This is a genomic window from Qipengyuania flava, assembly GCF_019448255.1.
In the GTDB taxonomy this organism is placed as follows: Bacteria; Pseudomonadota; Alphaproteobacteria; order Sphingomonadales; family Sphingomonadaceae; genus Qipengyuania; species Qipengyuania flava_A.
Map to the genome: position 1 here is coordinate 833,202 of NZ_CP080410.1, position 20,079 is coordinate 853,280.

General features: G+C 61.2%; 14 protein-coding genes and 1 tRNA gene. 13 read left to right on the forward strand and 2 right to left on the reverse strand.

Annotation, left to right across the window (positions count from 1 at the left end):
* Positions 1–52: 52 nt before the first annotated feature.
* The 13 genes from KUV82_RS04090 to KUV82_RS04150 all read left to right on the forward strand — a co-directional run bounded on the left by KUV82_RS04090 (position 53) and on the right by KUV82_RS04150 (position 17,927).
* Positions 53–676 (forward strand): TetR/AcrR family transcriptional regulator, encoded by a 624-nt coding sequence (locus KUV82_RS04090; protein ID WP_219955621.1) that lies wholly within the window; start codon positions 53–55, stop codon positions 674–676.
* Positions 677–726: 50 nt separating this feature from the next.
* The gene (locus KUV82_RS04095; RefSeq protein ID WP_219955622.1) at positions 727–999 is read left to right on the forward strand and encodes a hypothetical protein; all 273 of its coding nucleotides are present in this window, start codon (positions 727–729) and stop codon (positions 997–999) included.
* Between the two features lie 164 nt (positions 1,000–1,163).
* Positions 1,164–2,846: a BCCT family transporter gene (locus KUV82_RS04100; RefSeq protein ID WP_219955623.1), complete on the forward strand. Its 1,683-nt coding sequence runs from the start codon at positions 1,164–1,166 to the stop codon at positions 2,844–2,846.
* Positions 2,847–3,223: 377 nt separating this feature from the next.
* Entirely contained in the window at positions 3,224–5,884 is a 2,661-nt protein-coding gene (locus KUV82_RS04105; RefSeq protein WP_219955624.1) for a TonB-dependent receptor, read from the forward strand.
* A gap of 78 nt (positions 5,885–5,962) precedes the next feature.
* The gene (locus KUV82_RS04110; RefSeq protein WP_219955625.1) at positions 5,963–7,945 is read left to right on the forward strand and encodes a tetratricopeptide repeat-containing sulfotransferase family protein; all 1,983 of its coding nucleotides are present in this window, start codon (positions 5,963–5,965) and stop codon (positions 7,943–7,945) included.
* Between the two features lie 34 nt (positions 7,946–7,979).
* A complete protein-coding gene (locus KUV82_RS04115; RefSeq protein WP_219955626.1) occupies positions 7,980–8,963 on the forward strand; it encodes a serine hydrolase domain-containing protein in 984 nt (327 codons plus the stop codon).
* Positions 8,964–9,112: 149 nt separating this feature from the next.
* On the forward strand, positions 9,113–10,282 hold the full coding sequence (locus tag KUV82_RS04120) for a tyrosine-type recombinase/integrase (RefSeq protein ID WP_219955627.1): 1,170 nt from the start codon (positions 9,113–9,115) through the stop codon (positions 10,280–10,282).
* Positions 10,283–10,428: 146 nt separating this feature from the next.
* Positions 10,429–11,172 (forward strand): hypothetical protein, encoded by a 744-nt coding sequence (locus KUV82_RS04125; RefSeq protein ID WP_219955628.1) that lies wholly within the window; start codon positions 10,429–10,431, stop codon positions 11,170–11,172.
* Positions 11,173–11,270: 98 nt separating this feature from the next.
* Positions 11,271–11,438, forward strand: coding sequence for a helix-turn-helix domain-containing protein (locus tag KUV82_RS04130; RefSeq protein ID WP_219955629.1), 168 nt, complete (start codon positions 11,271–11,273; stop codon positions 11,436–11,438).
* Between the two features lie 10 nt (positions 11,439–11,448).
* Positions 11,449–11,922 (forward strand): helix-turn-helix domain-containing protein, encoded by a 474-nt coding sequence (locus KUV82_RS04135; protein ID WP_219955630.1) that lies wholly within the window; start codon positions 11,449–11,451, stop codon positions 11,920–11,922.
* 3 nt (positions 11,923–11,925) lie between these two features.
* Positions 11,926–13,023 carry a tyrosine-type recombinase/integrase gene (locus KUV82_RS04140; protein WP_219955631.1) on the forward strand — a complete coding sequence of 366 codons (1,098 nt, stop codon included), beginning with the start codon at positions 11,926–11,928 and terminating at the stop codon, positions 13,021–13,023.
* Positions 13,024–13,208: 185 nt separating this feature from the next.
* Positions 13,209–15,329, forward strand: coding sequence for a site-specific DNA-methyltransferase (locus KUV82_RS04145; protein WP_219955632.1), 2,121 nt, complete (start codon positions 13,209–13,211; stop codon positions 15,327–15,329).
* Positions 15,330–15,332: 3 nt separating this feature from the next.
* Positions 15,333–17,927, forward strand: coding sequence for a DEAD/DEAH box helicase (locus KUV82_RS04150; protein WP_219955633.1), 2,595 nt, complete (start codon positions 15,333–15,335; stop codon positions 17,925–17,927).
* A gap of 69 nt (positions 17,928–17,996) precedes the next feature.
* Here KUV82_RS04150 and KUV82_RS04155 read toward each other — a convergent pair.
* Both KUV82_RS04155 and sppA read right to left on the reverse strand, forming a co-directional pair.
* A tRNA-Val gene (locus KUV82_RS04155) sits at positions 17,997–18,071 on the reverse strand.
* A 79-nt stretch (positions 18,072–18,150) separates the two neighbouring features.
* Positions 18,151–20,031, reverse strand: coding sequence for a signal peptide peptidase SppA (sppA, locus tag KUV82_RS04160; RefSeq protein WP_219955634.1), 1,881 nt, complete (start codon positions 20,029–20,031; stop codon positions 18,151–18,153).
* Positions 20,032–20,079: the final 48 nt, after the last annotated feature.

A 20,079-nucleotide genomic window follows, 5' to 3' on the forward strand; every position in this document is an offset into this window, starting at 1 on the left:
GTTGCTTGCATGCGACGTATTGCTTAGGCAGCAGGGGTCGGGGGGATGGATTATGGCTGCACCGCAGGTATCGGGTGACAAGACGCCGCGCACGGAACGCGGGCGCAAAACCCTGCGCAAGCTGCTCGACGCAGCGGCGCAGGAGTTTGCCGAAAAGGGATTTCACGAAGCCTCGATCAGCGGGATCACCCGTTCGGCCGGCGTCGCGCTGGGCTCGTTCTACACCTATTTCGACAGCAAGGATGCCATCTTCCGGGCCTTAGTGAGCGACATGAGCAACGGCGTGGCGGCCGCCGCGCGCGAGGCGCTCGATCCGGCCATGGATGCCCTCGAGATAGAGCGCGAGGCCCTGCGCGCCTTCCTCGAGTTTGCGGGGGAGCACAAGGAAATCTACCGGATCATCGATGAAGCCGAGTTCGTCGATCCGGAAAGCTACCGGACGCACTATGAGACGATCGGCCTGCGCATCGAGGAGCGCCTGCAGCGCGGCGGCGAGAGCGGCGCGCTTGCCCCGGGCCTCGGTACGCCCGAAGCCTGGGCGCTGATGGGCATGAACGTCTTTCTCGGCCTCCGCTACGTCATCTGGGCGCGCGAAGGAGACCCCGATTTTGCGGAAATCGCGCGGCGCGCCAACGCCTTGCTGGCCACGGGCATCGCGCCGGGGCCCAAGAGCTGAGCGGAACCCTTGCCGCCCCTTGTCGTTGGTTTGGCAAAGGAGATTTCAATATGATCGGCAAGGTTATCGGAGCATTCGTGGGCGACAGGATCGCCAAGCAGACCAAGGGCATCGGCGGCGCAAGCGGCGCGGCGCTGGGCGTCATTGCGACCAGCGTCCTGCGGCGGATGAGCCTGCCCGCCATGATCGCGCTTGGTGTCGGCGGCTACGTCGCCAAGAAGGTGATCGACAAGAACACCTCGGGTGCTGATACGACGCCGGAATCGACCTCTGCCAAGGAAACCTCCGGCACGACTTCGGCGAAGCCCTCGAAGGCAGCCTGACACGCACCCAATCGGGTTTTGAGGGCCGTCCGTCACGGGCGGCCCTTTTGCGTTCCGGGGTGCGCGTTGCAATGTGGCGAGCCTTCCCTATGCTGGCCGCCACGCACCTTCCGAAAGAACCATAACGCAAACGCCCGGCGACAAAACCCGGGTCAGGAGAGACAATGACAGCCGAGACCGATGCACCGATCGAGCCTCCGCTGATTGAATTGCCCATCAAGACCGCCGAGCGCGGCTTTTACGACGGCTTTAGCCGCGAGGTGACGATCCCTTCGAAGATCATCGTCTCGCTGATCATCATGTGGGCGATCTTCTTTCCGGTCAGCGCCAGCGAAACTCTCTCGGCCGCCAACTCCAGCATCATTGCATCGTTCTCCGGCTGGTACGTCTACCTCGTGGCCTTCCTAATGCTGGCCTGCTTCATCCTTGCTGTGATCCCGCAATCGGGATCATTGAGGATCGGAAATCCTGGCGAGAAGCCCGAATTCGGGCGGTTCTCCTGGTTCGCCATGCTGTTTGGCGCGGGCATCGGGATTGGCATGCTGACCTATTCCACGGGCGAGCCGCTGGCGCATTTCTCGAACAATCCGGACATTATTCGCGGCACGATCGAAGCGCGCTCGGCCGAGGCTGTTCGGCCGGCCTATATCTACACCTTCCTGCACTGGGGCTTTGCCGCCTGGGGCACCTACGCGCTGGTCGGCCTGTCGATCGGTTACGTCGCCTACCGCCGCAATTTGCCGCTGACGATCCGCTCGGGCCTGGCGCCGCTCTTCGGCCTGCGCCTGTCGGGCATCTGGGGGCATGTGGTCGACATCGTTGCCGTTGTCGCCACCATTCTCGGCGTCGCGGTCACCATGGGGTTCGGGGTCGAGCAATTCGTTGCGGGCCTCGCCAGACTGGGCCTTGGCGACTGGCTGCTCGATGAGGACGGGTCTTCCAGCGCTGCGGCCGTCATCCTTGCCCTCGTCGTGCTGGTGGGTGCCTCGACGCTCAGCGCGCTCTCCGGCGTGGGGCGGGGCATCAAGTGGCTCTCCAACCTGAATATGGGTCTGTCGTTTGCGCTCCTCGCGCTCTTCGTTCTTGTTGGCTCGGGCCTCTACGGCCTCCAGCTGCTTGGCGTGGGCCTGTGGGATTACGTGCGTACGCTGGTGCCCAATTCGCTGAGCCTGTTTGACCGCAATGAACCCTTTGGCGAGGCGCTGGTGCAGTGGCAGCTCGACTGGTCGGTGTTCTACTGGGCCTGGTGGATCGCCTTTGCGCCCTTCGTAGGCATGTTCATCGCCCGCATCTCGCGCGGGCGCACGATCCGCGAGTACGTCTTCGGCGTCATCCTCGTGCCCTCGCTCATGTGCTTCGTGTGGATGACAATCGTTGGCGGGACGGCGATCGACCTGGAACTCAGTGGCGTGGCGCAGGGCGCCATCGTCGACACCGGCATTTCCGACCAGCTCTTCGCGACTCTCGCGGTCCTGCTTGACCCTGCTGTGGCTAGCCTCGTCTCGGGCCTCGTCGTCCTGCTGCTGATGACCTACCTCATCACGTCTGCCGACAGCGCGATCCTGATCGTCAATACCATCAACGGTGCGGGCGAGAGCGAAGGCGAGCGGCGCCATCACATCCTGTTCTGGGGCGCCGCGCTGGCCTTCGTGGTCGGCAGTATGCTGATCCTGGGCGGTATCGATGCGATCCGCATCACCATGATCATCGGCGCGCTGCCGTTCAGCTTCGTGGTGGCCATCATGGCTGTCGCGATCCTGAAGGCCGTGGCCTTCGACCTGCGCCGCAAGCACCACGGCGTACCGACAACTGCGCAGGGCTGCGCTGAGCTGGATGCGGCCAAGTAACCGATTTCCTAGTGCTTTCCTAAATCGGTTGCGCGTTGAAATGGATAGGCGCGGGCACTTGCTCGCCACTTACGAAGCGTGGATGTAAAAAATCTCGAACACTTCGAAAAACAAGTCCCCAAACTGAATATTTTTCGATTACATCGCCTTTTCTTTAAATAAGGTTCGATGCGCATTTGAATGTTGTTTCCCTGCAACATAACAACAATCAATCCCCTGTTGTGTATCGGAGTCCGGTGGTGAGTCCTCACTTCAATTGTTAAGGCTCTCACAGGCGGAAATTCCCACTCGAATTTGCGTCGTGATTATGTCGGGCGCTTTCGGGTCTGGTTGCGCGCCTGCGAAGAATTTGAACTGAGGCAGAGGGGCTTCCCAGTATGAAATATCTTGTAAGCGGCGCGTCGCTTGGCGCGCTGGCTGTGGCAACGGCAGTACCCGCCGCTGCGCAGGATGCCGCGCCGGCGACAGAAGAGCGTCGCGGCGGCGTCAACGTCATCATCGTGACGGCACAAAAGCGCAGCGAAGATCTGCAGGACGTGCCGGTTTCGGTCTCCGCCATCGGTGAAGAGCAGCTCGAAGAGCTCGCCATCGACACTTTCGAGGACTACCTCGAACAGCTTCCCACGGTCACCGCGGGCGGCAGCGGTCCGGGCCAGAGCACGATCTACATCCGCGGCCTCGCCTCGACCACGCCGAACCTCACCACTGCCGGTGTCGCAGGCCTCGCGCCCAACGTCGCCATGTATCTCGACGAGCAGCCGCTGGCGCAGCCGGGCCGGAACCTTGACGTCTACGCTGCCGACCTGGCGCGTATCGAGGTGCTGTCCGGTCCGCAAGGTACGCTCTTCGGCGCCAGCTCGCAGGCGGGCGTGGTTCGCCTCATCACCAACAAGCCCGACCTGTCGGGTTTCGACGCCGGCTTCAACGCGGGCGTGTCCTTCACCAAGGGCGGCGAGACCAGCTACAAGGTCGACGCCATGGTCAACGTGCCGGTTACCGACAGCTTCGCGCTGCGCGGTGTCGTCTACCTCGACGACCAGGGCGGCTACATCGACAACATCGCCGGAACCCGCAGCGCCCGCGAAAGCGCGCGCTTCCGCCCGGCTGGCACTGTCCGTTCAAACGGTGTCCCCGTCAGTGCGCTGCGCGGCGGCTTCCAATCGACGGCGACCGAGCGTGCGCAGCTTGATGCAAACGTGACCTTCCTGCAGGCCGACAACGCCGGCCTCGTCGAGGACGACTTCAACGATACGCAATACGCCGGTTTCCGCGCCACCGCGCTGTGGGAAATCAGCCCCGACTGGACGGTTACCGTCGCCCACTCGCGCCAGAGCGTGGAAAGCGACGGGGTGTTCTTCGCCGATCCCAACCTTGGCGGGCTCGACGATCTGGAAATCCAGCGCTTCGAGGAAGACCGCCTGGAAGACGATTTCTCGAACACCAGCTGGACGGTCGAAGGCCGCCTGGCGATGCTCGATGTGGTCTACACCGGTGCCTACACCGACCGCGAGACCGAGCAGCGGGTGGATTACACCGACTACCTCTTCGTCGGCCAGTACCTGCCCTACTACATCTGCGATGGCAGCGTGACCTACCCCGGGGCCGGCGGCCCGACCGGGACCTGCCAGGCGCCGAACCTCTATGTGAACTCGGTCAGCAAGACGACCGTGTTCACGCAGGAGCTGCGGTTCAGCACCCCGTCGGAAAACCGCTGGCGCGTGACCGCAGGCGGGTTCTACTCGGATCTTGAACTGAAGGAGCGCAACGACTTTGCCTATCCGGGCAATGTGATCGCGCAGCCCTTCGGTCCGTTCAAGCCGAACTTCCCGCAGGCCGGTTTCATCACCGATCCGGGCCCGTTCCCGGCCGATACGATCTTCCGCAACGACATTCGCCGCACGGACGAGCAGTACGGCATCTTCGGGGAAGCCAGCTTCGACATCGTGCCGGACCTGCTGACGATCACGCTGGGCGCGCGTTACTACGATATCGAAGTCGATTTCGAAGGCAGCGCCAACGGCTCGTTCTGTAACTCGTTCAGTGCGGATGACCAGAACGCCTTCGGTACGAACATCAACGACCTGTATGACGGGGACGGCCAGTTCACCTTCATCGGATCGTGTTCGGCGGCCCTGCGCCAGACCTTCGACACCAGCGATACGCTGGCGACGATCCAGGCGGCGGGCCTCTCGGCCACGCAGGCGCAGCAGGTGTTCAACGCCATCCGCGCGCCCGATGTCGCCCAGACCGACGGGTTCATCTACAAGGGTACGGTCACCGTCACCCCGACCGAGGACCTGCTGTTCTACGCGACCTATTCGGAAGGCTTCCGTCCGGGCCTGCTGAACCGTCCCGGTGGCGCGACCAACGGCGCGGGCTTCACTGTCCCGTTCGAGCTCGAAACCGACGAGGTGAAGAACTACGAACTGGGCTGGAAGCTTGATCTTGCCGATGGCCAGTTCCGCTTCAACGGCAGCGCCTTCTATGTCGACATCAGCCGTCTGCAAACGACGATCTTCGATCCCTCGATCACCAACCTGTTCTTCTCCGCAAACGCGGCGGATGCGCGGATCAAGGGCGTCGAGGCCGACTTCACCTTTGCGCCCTATTCGGCGCCGGGGCTGACGATCGCTGGTGCCTTCTCGATCCTCGACACCGAGATCACCGAGGTGCTGATCCCGACGAACGACGTGCTGGTGGGCTCCGACCTTGCCTTCGCTCCGTCGTTCCAGGGGAACCTGCGAGTGCGCTACGAGTGGGACCTGACCGACACGCTGGAAGCCTATGTCCAGCCGCAGGTCAGCCACTCGGCTTCGAAGTTCACCGACGTGATCGAGATCAACAAGCTCAAACTCGACAGCTACACGATCGTCGATTTTGCTGCCGGCATCCGGTCGGACAACTGGAAGTTCGAAATCTTCGGCGACAACCTCTTCGACGAGCGTGCGCAGATTTCGGGCAACTACGTCAACGACCGCGAGCGGATCGCCACCAACCGTCCGCTGACGGTGGGTATCCGGGTCGGCTACGACTACTAAGCGTAGCAACGCGAAAAACGGGCGGCGGGGGCGAACAGGGGTTCGCCTCCGCCGTTTCCCTTTGTTAGGGCGCTTTGGATGAGCAATCGCGACGAAATTCTGGCGCGCGCGCAAAAGGCTTTGCAGGCGAGCGACTTTGCCGGCGGGCTTGCGCTGGTCGAGCCGCTGGTGGCGGCCGATCCGGCGGATGGCGACGCGCTCTACATGGCCGCCGTCGCGGCCCGCTATCTCAAGCGCTATCCGGAAGCCGAGCGCCATCTAGCCGCGCTCCACGCCGCTATGCCCGAATACGGCAGGGCCTGGCAGGAGGCGGGGCATCTGGCGCGTGCGCGGGGAGACAACGCGGCGGCTGTTGCCGCCTATGGCCGGGCCGCACGTTTCAACCCCGCGCTCGAGGCGAGCTGGCGTGCTCTGGCCGAGCTGGAAACGGCGGCGGGACATAGCGCGCAGGCGCAGGCCGCCAGCGCGCAGGCCCAGCGCATTGCCCAGCTCCCGCGCGAGCTGGTGGCGGTGACGCACCACCTGCACGAAGGGCGCCTGCTCCGCGCCGAGGAAATCTGCCGCCACTTCCTGCGCGCCAATCCGAAGAATGTGGAAGGCATGCGGCTGCTGGCGCAGATCGGCATCAAGCTCGGCATTCTCGATGATGCGGAGTTCCTGCTCGACAGCGCCAAGACTTTCGAGCCGGACAACGTCCAGGTGCGGCTCGATTACATCGATGCGCTGCGCCGGAGGCAGAAGTTCGAAACCGCACGGGGCGAGGCCGAGGCGCTGTACGCGCGCGATCCCGAAAACCCCCTGTTCCAGTCGCACCTGGCAATCGAGAGCATGCAGACAGGCGACTACGACCAGGCCTTCACGCTGTTCGACGCGATCCTCGAAAAGCTGCCAGACGATCCCGCGACTCTGACCAGCAGGGGCCATGCGCTTAAGACCACCGGCGCGCAGGAGGATGCGGTTGCCAGCTACCGCGCGGCCGTGGCAGCCAAGCCCGACCATGGCGATGCCTGGTACGCGCTGGCAAATCTCAAGACTTATCGGTTCGAGGACGGGGAGATCGCCCGGATGCGCGCCGAGGTCGAACGCGCAGACCTGGCGTTCATGGACCGGGTCCATCTCAGCTTCGCACTTGGTAAGGCTCTTGAAGACCGGGGCGAATACGAGGAAAGCTTCGCGCAGTACGAGCGCGGCAACGACCTCAAGCGCGCGCAGACCCGCTACAGCGCCGATGCGATGAGCGCGGAGCTCGCCAAGCAGAAGACTGAATGCACGCCGGAGCTGTTCGAGCGGCATGCAGGGGCCGGGCATGCGGCGTCCGATCCCATCTTCATCCTCGGCCTCCCGCGCGCTGGATCCACGCTGCTGGAGCAGATCCTTGCCAGCCACAGCCAGATCGATGGCACGCTCGAACTGCCCAACATCCTCGCGCTTGCCCACCGCTTGCGCGGGCGCAAGGCTGGGCAGTCACGCTATCCCGAAATCTTGCACAATCTCACTGCCGAACAGCTGACCGCCTTTGGCGCGAAATTCATCGAGGACACCCGCATCCATCGCCAGGACGCGCCTTTCTTCATCGACAAGATGCCGAACAACTTCCGGCATATCGGCCTCATTCACCTGATCTTGCCCAACGCCAAGATCATCGATGCGCGCCGCGCGCCCATGGATTGCTGTTTCTCGGGCTTCAAACAGCTTTTCGCCGAAGGGCAGGAGTTCACTTACGGCCTCACCGAGATCGGTCGCTATTACGCGGACTATGTCGACCTGATGGACCAATGGGACACGGTCCTGCCGGGCAAGGTCCTGCGTGTTCAGCACGAGGACGTGCTTGATGATCTCGAAGGACAGACGCGGCGGATGCTCGATTACCTCGGCCTGCCCTTCGAGGAGCAGTGCCTGGCGTTCCACAAAACCGAACGTGCGGTGAGGACCGCGAGCAGCGAGCAGGTGCGCCAACCGATCAACCGCAGCGGGCAGGATGCCTGGAAGCCTTACGATCCCTGGCTTGGCCCTCTGCGCGAGGCGCTAGGCAATCTGGCTGGCCCAGTCTCGGCATCCTAGACCCAACTCTCATTCGAATCTCGAGATCCCTTCCATGATGTCATTCCTCCTCCTTGCCAGCGCCCCCTTGTCCCTCGGGGTGGAAGCGCAAATCGATGCGCACGATGCCATCGTGGTTCGAGCGGATTCGGGGCTGTCGTCAGAGAGCCAGTTCCAGGCGGGCAGCCTGGCGAAATACGCGTGCACCCTGACCGTGCTAAAACTGGCCGAAGAAGGGCACCTTTCGCTCGACGATCGGATCGGCGATCTTCTACCGGACTATTCGGGCCCCGATGCGCAGAATATCCTCCAGCGCGACCTGCTCGCCAACCGATCGGGCCTGCCGGATGACTTGCTTCCCGCCTTTCGGGCCGATCCGACGATCGCCCGCGCGCATTTGAGCGCGCTCGAAGCGTCAAATCGCTTCGCTGCCGGATCGATCGATGGCGCCAAGGAATGGTCCTACGACCTGGGAAACTGGATACTGGTGCAGGCCGCGATCGAGCAGGTCACCGGCGCTTCGCTGGAAAGCGTGATGGCGGAGAAGCTGCTTGTTCCGGCCGGACTGGAGCACACGCGGCTGTCGTTCGGCATACCGGACCTCGTCAACTCGCCCGAACCGGCCGCGCCTGTGCGGCCCCTGCCGCCGTTCCTCAAGTGCTCCGGCGGGCTGGTATCGACACCGGCGGACCTCTTGCGGCTTGTCGACTGGGCGTATTCGGGCGGCCTTGCGCAGGAGAGCCTGGCAGCCCTTCACCAGGTCACCACCGAGGAGGAGGGGTACACGCTCGGCGGGCGCGTGCGCCAGGTCGGTGGCCGCATGCTCAGCTGGCAGACGGGATCGAACGGTCCCTACAAGACGCAGCTCGTATATGATCCGGCAACGGGCGAGGGATGGGCCGCCATGACCGCGTCGAACAGCGCCGAACACATGGCCAAGCTGCGTTCGGAGTGGCTTGAACGCCTGGGGGAACAGGACCGCGCTAGCGGGGTGCCATTGCCGAGATTGCGGGAGAATGGTGGGCGCGGCAAGGATTGAACTTGCGACCCCACCCGTGTGAAGGGTGGGAGAACGGACATTTCCGGCTATACACGGACGATAAAATCCAATAAAAACAGTCATGGGCGTTCGGACGTGTCCGCCTATGTTTTTCATGTTTTTTTCATGGATTTTGGAGTGCCGCGAAAATGCCCGATCTGAGCCGGATTGGAGAACGCGAAAAGCTGAAGCCCAAGGCCGGGGATGAGCCGCATTGGCAACGCCTGCGCCAAGGGGTCTATCTCGGGTATCGGCCTTCGAAGAAGAAGGCGGGCGGAACATGGTTTGCGCGGTTCTACGACTCCGAAGCTAATCGCAACTCCCGCAAGCGGCTGGGCGATTATGGCACACTCACTGGCCATGACGTTTTCAAGCAGGCCAAAGCCGATGCGGAAAGCTGGGCTGAGACCGTCGAAAGCGGTGGCGAGCGCGCCCGCGATTTGGTTACAGTCAAGGACGCCTGTGAAGCGTATCTGGAACAAAAGCCCGGATCGATTGCGGAAGGTGTATTTCGCCGCCACGTCTATTCCGATCCGATTTCCAAGGTGAAGCTCGACAAGTTGAGGCGGCACCATCTGGAGGCTTGGCGCAAACGTCTGGAACAGGCACCGGCCTTGCTCACGCGCAGCAAGAACGGCGAGAAGCGTTGGAAGGAACGCGCCAAATCGACCGTCAACCGGGATATGGTTCCCCTACGCGCCGCTCTGGGCATGGTGCTGAAGTCCGGTGCCCCTAATACCGATGCGGCATGGCAAGAGGCGTTGAAGCCCTTTAAGGGAGCCGACAAGCGCCGCGAGCTGTATCTTGACCGGGATGAGCGCCGGAAACTGATCGATGAGACTGGAGACGAGGCGCGGCCCTTCGTGAAAGCGCTTTGCCTTTTGCCGCTTCGCCCCGGCGCACTCGCAGGTCTGACCGTGCGCGACTTCGAGAAGCGCACCCGCTCGCTCACAATCGGCAAGGACAAGAACGGCAACCCGCGCCAGATTTCCTTGCCGCCAGTGATTGCCGATTTCTTCTCCGAACAGGTAAAGGGCAAACTGCCAGCCGCGCCGATCTTCGCCCGCGCTGGCGGCGAGGCGTGGAACAAGGACGCTTGGAAATATCCGATCAAGGAAGCGGTGAAGGCGGCCGGTGTGCCCGGTGCTGCGTCTGCCTATACATTGCGTCATAGCGTCATCACCGATCTGATACGCGCTCGCTTGCCGATTCTGACTGTCGCTCAGCTATCGGGCACAAGCGTCGCCATGATCGAAAGACATTACGGCCATCTGGTTCGGGATGATGCCGAAGAGGCGCTGGCAAGCATCGCAATCTAAAGCAACGCCTTGTCAAATCTCAACCTAGTTCTCCTTTGCAGGTCGTGTGCTAGGGCGGGCTTATGAAGCTAATATCATCTCGTGATGCGGTCGTTTTTCTGTCACAGGCAGCGCCCCGAGCTTGGGTCCAGAGGGTGCTCAAATGCATGATCGTTGACGGGGAGATAGTCGCCTATTTTTCGGACGGGCGTATCCAACCCTACACCCATGCTTTCGCATTGACGCTGGGGCTTCGCGATGATGCAGGCGAGTTCACAGGTAAGAGGATGGATGCAGCTATCCGCAATCATTTCGATCCAGAACTTGCTGCCAAGTTGGTTGGCAAGGACCGTATGGATCGAGTGGATGACGAGCCAATCGTTTGGCAGTCAGAGGATGGCCATGACGCTATCGATCTCGGGTGGATATTTTTTGCTGATGAGATCGATTGGGACCAAGGTAAAGTTCGGGTTAGCTGGGTGCCGACAGATCGTGACACGGCTGATTGGATGTTTCCAAGCGGTGAGTTCTTTGTTTCAGAGTTCGACCGGGCCGACTATGAAGCGGAGTTCGGCGGTATGTCATTCAGCTTTTCGGCGATTGAAATGCTCTTGCCGAGTTCAAATTTAGAACTGGTATCGAGCGGCATTGACAGAGATGTTGGCAGGACCGCTCGTGTCGGGCGTCCCCAAAAATGGGATTGGGAGGGCGCAATTTCTCATGTGGTGGCAAGAGCACAAACTCCGGATGGCTTGCCGACCGGTCATGGGGCGCAGGCAAGGATCGAGGAAATGATCGCTGACTGGTTTGTCAGCCAGAAAGGCGACGCTCCCGCTTCAAGCCAAGTTCGCGAGCGCGCCGCAAAAATCATTCGTTCGCTGGAAACGCCTGAAACGCCGGATAAGAATTAGAGGTCTTTCCGGCCATTCTCGGCCGAACGAACAAGCCCAAGACTGCATATGTTCCCGCATCCGCTAGCGTTCGCTGGCACAATGCAGGGACCTCTCGCATGGAACAGCTTCTCGTTTCGATCCCCGATGCCGCCAACGCACTGAGCGTCGGCCGCACAACTATTTATGAGCTGATGCGCTCCGGCCAGCTTGACACACGCAAGATGGGGCGGCGGCGCTTGGTCACGGCGGAATCGCTCCGGCGGTTGGTCGACAGGCAGGACTAGGGGCAGCGCGATGAAGCGGATCAACCCGCGCCGTGCCAAGCTGCATCGATCCTACAGCGTCACTGAACTGGCCGAACGGCTGGACGTGCATAAGCACACTGTGCGCGGCTGGATCGGTAAAGGCTTGCCCGTGATCGACGGCGCTAAACCCGTCCTGATCCTTGGGAGTGAATTTCAGGCGTGGTGGGGCAAGAGGCGCAAGGCAGCGAAGCGACGCTGCCAGCCGGGGCAGCTCTACTGCTTCAAATGCAGGGAGCCGAAAGCACCTGCCTTGGGCACGGTCGAATATGCCGCCACGAATGCCGCTACAGGCAATCTCAGGGCGCTTTGCGAGACGTGCGGCACCATGATGCACCGGCGGACCCGGCTGGCCGATCTTTCCCGCCTAATGCCCGGATTGGACGTGAAGCGCACGAGGGCAGCTCCAAGCATAGTTGAGCGCACACATCCCTCCCCAAACACTGACAATCCGGCAGGAGCCTAGACCATGGCAAAACACAATGCGGCAAACACACGGATCAAGCGCGACTATTTCGACTATCTGAAGGAAGCGATGCGCAGGGACGAAGCATCGATCGATCAGGTGGCCAAGGCGCTTGCCCGGTTCGAAGAGTCGACCGGGCATAAGGACTTCAAGAAGTTTCACCGGGAGCAGGCCAAGGCCTTCAAGCACCGGCTGGACAAGGAAAAGAACGCTCGCACCGGCAGACCGCTCGCACGGGCAACGGTGCATTCCACGCTATCGGCCCTCCGCGCATTCTTCATCTGGCTTGCTGGCCAGCCGGGTTACAAGAGCAAGATTGCCTATGCGGACGCGGACTATTTCAACCTGAGCGAGAAGGATGTCCGCATCGCCAAGGCTATCCGGGAAAAACCGGTGCCCACCCTGGAGCAGGTGCATCACGTTCTCGCCACCATGCCAGCCGAAACCGATATTGATCGGCGCAATCGTGCGCTGATTGCACTTGCCTTGCTCACCGGGGCACGAGCGGCGGCGCTGGCCAGCCTGAAGCTAAAGCACATCGATATCGAGCAAGGCTGCATCTATCAGGACGCCCGCGAAGTTAGAACGAAGGCCAGCAAGACGTTCAACACGTGGTTTTTCCCGGTCGGCGGCGATGCACTTCCGATTGTCAACGACTGGTGCGAGTATCTTCGCAATGACTCGCTCTGGGGTGAAGACGACCCGCTTTTTCCGAAGACCCAGATTGGCCTAGGCGAGCAGGGCTGCTTTGCAGCGACAGGTCTGGCGCGGGAGCACTGGAGCGGCACCGGGCCAATCCGGGATATTTACAAGCATGCCTTCGCAGCGGCTGGTCTGCCCTACTTCAACCCGCATTGCTTCAGGGATGCGCTGGTGCAGCTTGGAGAGCGGCTCTGCACCACCCCTGAGCAGTTCAAGGCATGGTCGCAGAATATCGGGCACGAGCGGGTGCTCACCACCCTGACGAGCTACGGCAAGGTGCCAGCGGCACGACAAGCGGACCTTATCCGAGGTCTTGGTAAGCCGAAAACTGACAGAGAGGACGAGCGACTGGCAGCGATGATTGCGGACACCGTGCGCAAATACCAAGCTGGAAATTAAGGCGAGCTTGCTGGGAGGGGTGCACATATCTCTGGCAGCGCTGCTGATGAAACCGGACGGGCATGGCCGTTACATTGCTAACCCAGTTTCTGTCGAGCACTTGCGCTAGATAAGGCCTTCCAGCCGCGCTTGTTTTCCTGTTAGGTGCGCGGCCTACAGGGGAGCAATCGAGTGTCTGAGAATCCATGTCGCGCCTGACTGATCTGATTGCGAAGGCGAAGTCCAAGGATGCCGATCTGGGGCGGGAGCTGGAGCGCGAGTTCAAGGCACTTTCATCGCGCCGGTCGTTTGGCCTCAACTTCGAGCGGCACCGCCCGGAGAATGTCGAGCTTCCCGGTCGCCCGATCCGCAAAGGTGACAAAGTGCGCATCCTCCCTGAACGTGGCTCGACAAAGAAGGGCGATCAACGCCTTTGGAAGGTGGTGAGCCTTGCGGGCAAGGGTGCTGAGCGCATGGCCAGCCTGTCCCTACTATACGCAGATGAGCCGGAGCAGGCCGAAGCGCCAGTTGCCGATCTGTGCGTGGTGGCCGAGTTTCGGGACTACATCTATCCCGGCCTTGTTAGCACCGGGAAGGTCGAGCGCGGCGGCGACAAGCCGTATCACACGGTGATCAATGGCGAGAATTTCCATGCGCTGGAGGCGTTGACCTTTACTCATCGTGGCAAGGTGGATGCGATCTATATCGACCCGCCATACAACACCGGCGCGAAAGACTGGAAATACAACAACGATTACGTGGAAGGCGACGATCAGTATCGCCATTCTAAGTGGCTGGCGATGATGGAACGACGCCTAATTATTGCGCGTCAGCTACTCAACCCAGAAGATTCAATTCTCATCCTGACTATCGATGAGAAGGAAGTGCATCGAACAGGAATCTTGCTTGAGCAGCTTCTACCCGATGCCGACATTCAAATGTGCACGATTGTGATTAATCCAAGCGGCACGTCTCGAGGATTGTTGTCGAGAGTCGAGGAGTATGCATTCTTCGCATTTCTGGGAAAGCGCACGCCTAGCAGGGTTCCCGACAATTTGCTTACCGAACAAGCAGGGAAACCGAAGGCGTTACCATGGGAATCTTTGTTGCGGCGAGGGAACACATGGTATCGGCATATGCGACCGAACCTCTGCTACCCGGTCTTTATCGATCCAGAAACGCGAAAAATTAAAGGGGTCGGTGATCCCTTCGACGGTGAAGATGAAAATGCGCGTATCAGGTCGAAGGACGGCTTCGATGCTGCATGGCCCATTCGCTCAGACGGGAAGCTTGGCATCTGGCGCAAAGATGGACGGGGCTTGTTGAAGCTGTCTGAGCAAGGATACGCGACAGCAACCCAGCCAGACACAAAGCGAGGCACTTGGACGATAAAATACCTTATGGCTGGTGCTACCAAGGCAATAGCAAGCGGCGACCTTTCTGTTGAAAGGCCGGACGAAGATGGGCCTGTCCGGTTGCTTGATGGGATGGGCATGGGGTCGATCATCAAGACGGTTTGGAACCGATCTGCGCACAATGCGGGCATGCACGGGAGTGCTCTGTTGCGTGCAATTATTCCCGGACGATCCTTTCCGTTCCCCAAGTCGCTCTATGCGGTTGAAGACGCGATCCGCTCAGTCTTGCTCGACAAACCAGATGCCGTCATTCTCGACTTCTTTTCGGGTTCCGGCACCACGGCACACGGTGTGATGCGCCTCAACAAGCAGGACGGCGGCAGGCGGCAATGCATCTCGGTCACCAACAACGAAGTTGGCGCAGATGAGCAAGCCAAGCTGCGCAAGGACGGTCTGCGTCCCGGCGATCCCGATTGGGAGCAATGGGGCATTTGTGACTACATCACCAAGCCCCGGATCAAGGCTGCTATCACTGGCGAAACCCCTGAAGGCCAGCCGATCAAGGGTGATTACAAGTTCACGGACGAGTTCCCTATGGCCGATGGCTTTGAGGAAAACGCCGAGTTCTTCACGCTTACCTATGAAACCCCGATAGCGGTCAGCCACAATCGAGCCTTCGAGCGCATCGCGCCGCTGCTTTGGATGCGCGCCGGAAGCGAGGGAAGTCGGATTGATACTTTACCGGAAGGCGGCTGGGCGGTGACCGATTGCTATGGCCTGCTCACCGATCTGGATCAGGCAGCAAGCTTTGCTGAGGCGATCCTAGGCAAGGACAGCATCAGCATCGCCTATATCGTCACTGATGATGAGCGGCGATTCCAATCGGTCGTGAGACAATTGCCCGACACGGTTGAGCCGGTTCGGTTGTACGAATCCTATCTCACCAATTTCCGCTTTTCGATGGGTCGCTGAGCCATGAAGTTCACACTGAAGGATTATCAGGAAGAAGCCGTTGGCGACGTTCTCGACCGGCTGGATGAGGCGCGAGAAGATTGGCACGGCAAAAGGAAACGCATCAGCGCCTTTTCGCTCACCGCCACGACCGGCGCGGGCAAGACCGTCATGGCAGCAGCTGTTTTTGAGGCGTTGTTCTACGGCAATGACGATCACGAGTTTGAAGCCGATCCCGGCGCGGTTGTGATTTGGTTCAGCGATGATCCGTCATTGAACGAGCAATCCAAGTGGCGGCTGCATCAAGCTTCAGACAAGCTCACCGTTTCCGATCTGGTGACGGTCGAAAACACTTTTAGCCGCGAGAAGTTCGAGCCGGGGAAGGTCTATTTTCTCAACACGCAGAAGCTCCGTTCGGGCAGCATTCTTGTGCGGGGGCACGATCCCGATGATGAGTCTCTAGAGAAGACCGCAACGGGCGAGCGGCTGATGCCTGATCTGCGCTCGCACACGATCTGGGATACGATCCAGAACACAATCGAAGACCCGGACTTGACGCTCTATCTGGTGCTCGATGAAGCTCACCGGGGGATGCGTGATGGCGGCAACACGGGTGAGCGGGGCAGGCCCACCATCGTGAAGCAGCTTATCAATGGCACCGGCACTGTTCCTGGCATTCCGATTGTCTGGGGTATCTCTGCGACCGTGAAGCGGTTCAACGATGCTATGCAGGGCATGCAGGACCGCATCAAACTTCCCGACGTAGTGGTGGATTCCAAGAAGGTGCAGGACAGCGGCTTGATCAAGGACACGATCAAGCTCGACGTGCCTGATGAGGCAGGCGACTTCGCAACCGTGCTCTTGCGGCGCGGGACGGAGCGCCTGCGTGCCATGACGAATGCGTGGGCAGATTACAGTTCGGCTCAGGGGCAGGGCGAGTCGGTCCAGCCGCTCATGGTGCTTCAGGTGCCGAACAATCCCGATCCCGATGAAATTGGACGCTGGCTCGACACGATCTTCGAGACGTGGCCAGAATTGCCGCAAGACTGCGTTGCAAATGTGCTGGGTGAGCACCGGACGGAGCAGCTCGGAAGCTACTCTGTGCCCTATGTCGAGCCGGAAAGGGTGCAGGAGCGCGAGGACATTCGCATTTTGATTGCCAAGGATGCGATCAGCACCGGCTGGGATTGCCCGCGTGCTGAAGTGATGGTTTCCTTCAGGGCGGCGAGCGACCGCACGCATATCACGCAGCTATTGGGCCGGATGGTGCGCTCCCCATTGGCGCGGCGCATTCCCGGCAATGATCAGCTCAACGCGGTCGATTGCCTCTTGCCCAAGTTCGACAAGGTGGCGGTCGAAGCCGTTGCCAATGCGATTATGTCCGGAAGCGATGCCGAGGGCGATACGCCGCTGAAGCGGGTGCTGATCCAGCCGGTCGACCTGTTGCCCAATCCAGCGATGCCGCAAGCACTGTGGGACAAGTTCGTTTCCCTCCCATCGCAATCCTTGCCCAAGAAGTCTGCTCGCCCAGTTAAGCGGCTCACGGCCTTGGCGCACGAAATGGCGCATGATGGTATTTTGCCGGATGCCGGAAAGAAGGCTCACGCGGCGATGCACAAGGTGCTGGATAGGCTGCGCGCTGATCTCGCGGGTGACATTGCCAAGGCGCGCAAGGACGTGCTCACAGTCGAAGGCAAGACACTGACAGCCGACATTGCGACCGGCGGCACCAGCTTCGATGATTTTGTGGAAGCGGCTGACTACGCCGTGATCGAGGATGCCTATCGGCGGGCTGGGCGGATCATCAGCCCCGATCTGGCTACAAGCTATAGCGAGCATCTAGCGGCGCAGAATGAGGATGCAGAAGATGAAGAAGAGGCGCTGATCGATGCGCACACCGACATTGCGGCATTGGGGCTGATCGATGCGGTGAAGGTGCGGCTGGAGCAAGCAGCCGAAGACTTGGCGAATGATTGGCTAAGCGAGTATCAGGAGGCAATCGCAAAGTTGAGCGACAAGCGGCGCGATGCGTATCGTGAGATAAGCGAATTGAGCGCGACACCCTTTGACGTGAAGCTGGAGAAGCCAGCGTTGCGCGTCCAGCCGACGCGGGTGCTGGAAGGTGGGCAAGAAACCGTCCTTCCCTGCTTCCCCGATCATCTTCTTTGTGATCCTGATGGCATGTGCCCGGATGAATTGAACGGATTGGAAACGAAGGTGCAGGCGGTCGAGATGGACCGGGAAGGGCGCGTTGGGTGGTATCGAAACCCATCGCGCACCAGTCAGGATTCACTTGGGATTGTTTATGACTATGCAGGGGACACGTTGCTCCTGCATCCCGACTTTCTGTTTTTCAGCATGGATGAGGGCGGCGCGGTTATTGCGGACATAGTCGATCCGCACGGGGACTTCCTTGCGGATGGCGCATCGAAGCTGCGCGGGCTGGCTGACTATGCGGAAAAGCATGGAGCCAACTTTGAGCGTATCGAAGCTGTTGCCGAAGTCGATGGCAATGTTCTTATGCTCGATCTGAAGAAACAAGACGTGCGGGACATGGTGCGCAGCGTGGCTACCTCGAAAGAGGCTTATCGGAGCGAATTGAGCAAGCCTTACGGCTGATCCTCACACCCCGTTTTCCATGTTTTTTTCATGGAAATGCAAACCATCTTCCATAAGTCATTGAAAAGATGGTGGGCGCGGCAAGGATTGAACTTGCGACCCCACCCGTGTGAAGGGTGTGCTCTACCACTGAGCTACGCGCCCGCCCGATGCTGCGGGCTCTCAGGCAAACCGCAGGGCAGGGGCGCGCCTTTACTGTGCGAATCGCACGCTGGCAAGCGCCTCAGCCGATAAGCCGCATGAAGATCCGCGCGAGCCATCCCTTCGGTGCGACGGAGGAGGCAGGAGCTGTCTCGGGAGCCGGGCAGGCGAGGCAGTAGGCCTGCGCCCCGCGAGCGTCCAGAAGACGCTCCGCATCGGCCGCGATCTGGGTGACGAGAGCCGCTTCGCTGCGCGCGATGCGGGCGAAGACATCCCCGCCGCTCCCGGCGCTTTCGCTATCGCTCACCAGCCAGCGGCGCAGCAGCGTGTCGTAGGTCGAGGGCTGCGTCCCGAGGTAGCGCGCATGCCACTCGTCGCCGAGTTCGGCCTGCGCCGCGACCCAGGCGAGCGCTTCTTCCATGCCGCCGTATTCGTCCACCAGCTTGAGCTGGCGCGCGGTGCCGCCGTCCCAGACACGGCCCTGGCCCACGGCGTCGGCCTGGTCGCGGGTCATGCCGCGCGCCTCACCAACGCGCGCGAGGAAGTCGTTGTACCCGTCCTCGATCGAGGCCTGCAGGATGGCATCGGTTTCCGGCGTGAAGCCGCCGATCAGGTCCGGCTGGCCCGACAGCGGGGTGGTGCGCACCCCGTCGCTGGTGACACCGACCATGGCCGCCGTTTCCTCGAAGGTCGGAATGACCGCGAAAATGCCGATGGAACCGGTGATGGTTTCCGGTTCTGCAAAGATGCGATCGGCCGGGGTCGATACCCAGTACCCGCCGCTTGCCGCGACATTGGCCATCGATACCGCGATCGGGATATCGCGCGCCTTGTGGCGCAGCACCGCCTCGCGGATGAGTTCGCTTGCGAGGACCGAGCCGCCGGGCGAATCCACCCGTACGACGAGGCCGGCAAGTTCATCGTCGAGCGCGTCGTCGAGGAGTTCGGCAATCCGGTCGCCGCCGGCAAGGCCCGGGCCGGCATCGCCATCGACGATTTCGCCGGCCACGGTGATGACGCCTATTGCCTGCCCGTCGCTCGAGCGCGGAGTGCCCTGCAGCCAGGCTGCAAGTTCGGTGTGGGGATAGGCGTGGGGGCTGTCGCTCCAGCTGTCTTCGCCGACCAGCTCCACGACCCGCGCGTCGAACTCGGCGCGGTTGCCGAGCGTGTCGACGAGGCCTGCCTGCAACGCAGCAGTCGCAAGGTCGCCTTCGGCCTCGGCAATCCATTCGACCGGCTGGCCGGTGACCCGCTCGATCTCGGCGCCGGGGCGGGCCTTCTTCAGGTTCGCCTGGTATTCTTCCCACAGCGTTTCGTAGAGCGCCCGCGCGTTCTCGCGAGCCGCGTCTGACATGCCCGCGCGGCTATAGGGTTCGACCGCGCTCTTGTATTCGCCGACCTTGTAAACCCGCGCGTTGACCTTCAGCTGTTCAAGCAGGCCCGCATAGTAGAGCCGCTGGCCGCCGGGACCTGCGACAAAGGCCCCGCCGAGCGGGTTGAGCCACACTTCGCTGGCGTGGGCGGCAAGCACCATCGCATCGTCGCCATAGGCCGTCGCGTAGGTGAGGACCGGCTTGTCTGCGGCGCGTACGCGTTCCAGCGCCTCGCCGACTTCCTGCATGTGGACCTGCCCGCCGCCGACAAAGCGGTCGAGGTCGAGCACTACCGCGCTGATGCGCGCATCGCTGGCTGCCTCGTCAAGCGCGTGGACGAGGTCGCGGGCCTGGTACTCGGCCATCGGTGCTTCGCCAGAAAGCAGCGCATCGATCGGATCGACCCGGGTGCGTTCTTCCACGATCACGCCGTTGAGCTCGATCAGCAGCGCGCCGTCGCGCACGGCAGCGGGGCTCGGCCGGGCGGTCAGCACGGCGAAGAGGGCAGTGAAAAACAGCAGCATGAACACGAGCACCAGCCCGTCCTTGATGCCGACCAGAAGGCGCCAGACTTTCCCAGCGAATTTCATGCAAATATTCTCCTGTTATCGCCGAGGTAGGGAAGGGCGCGGCGGTTT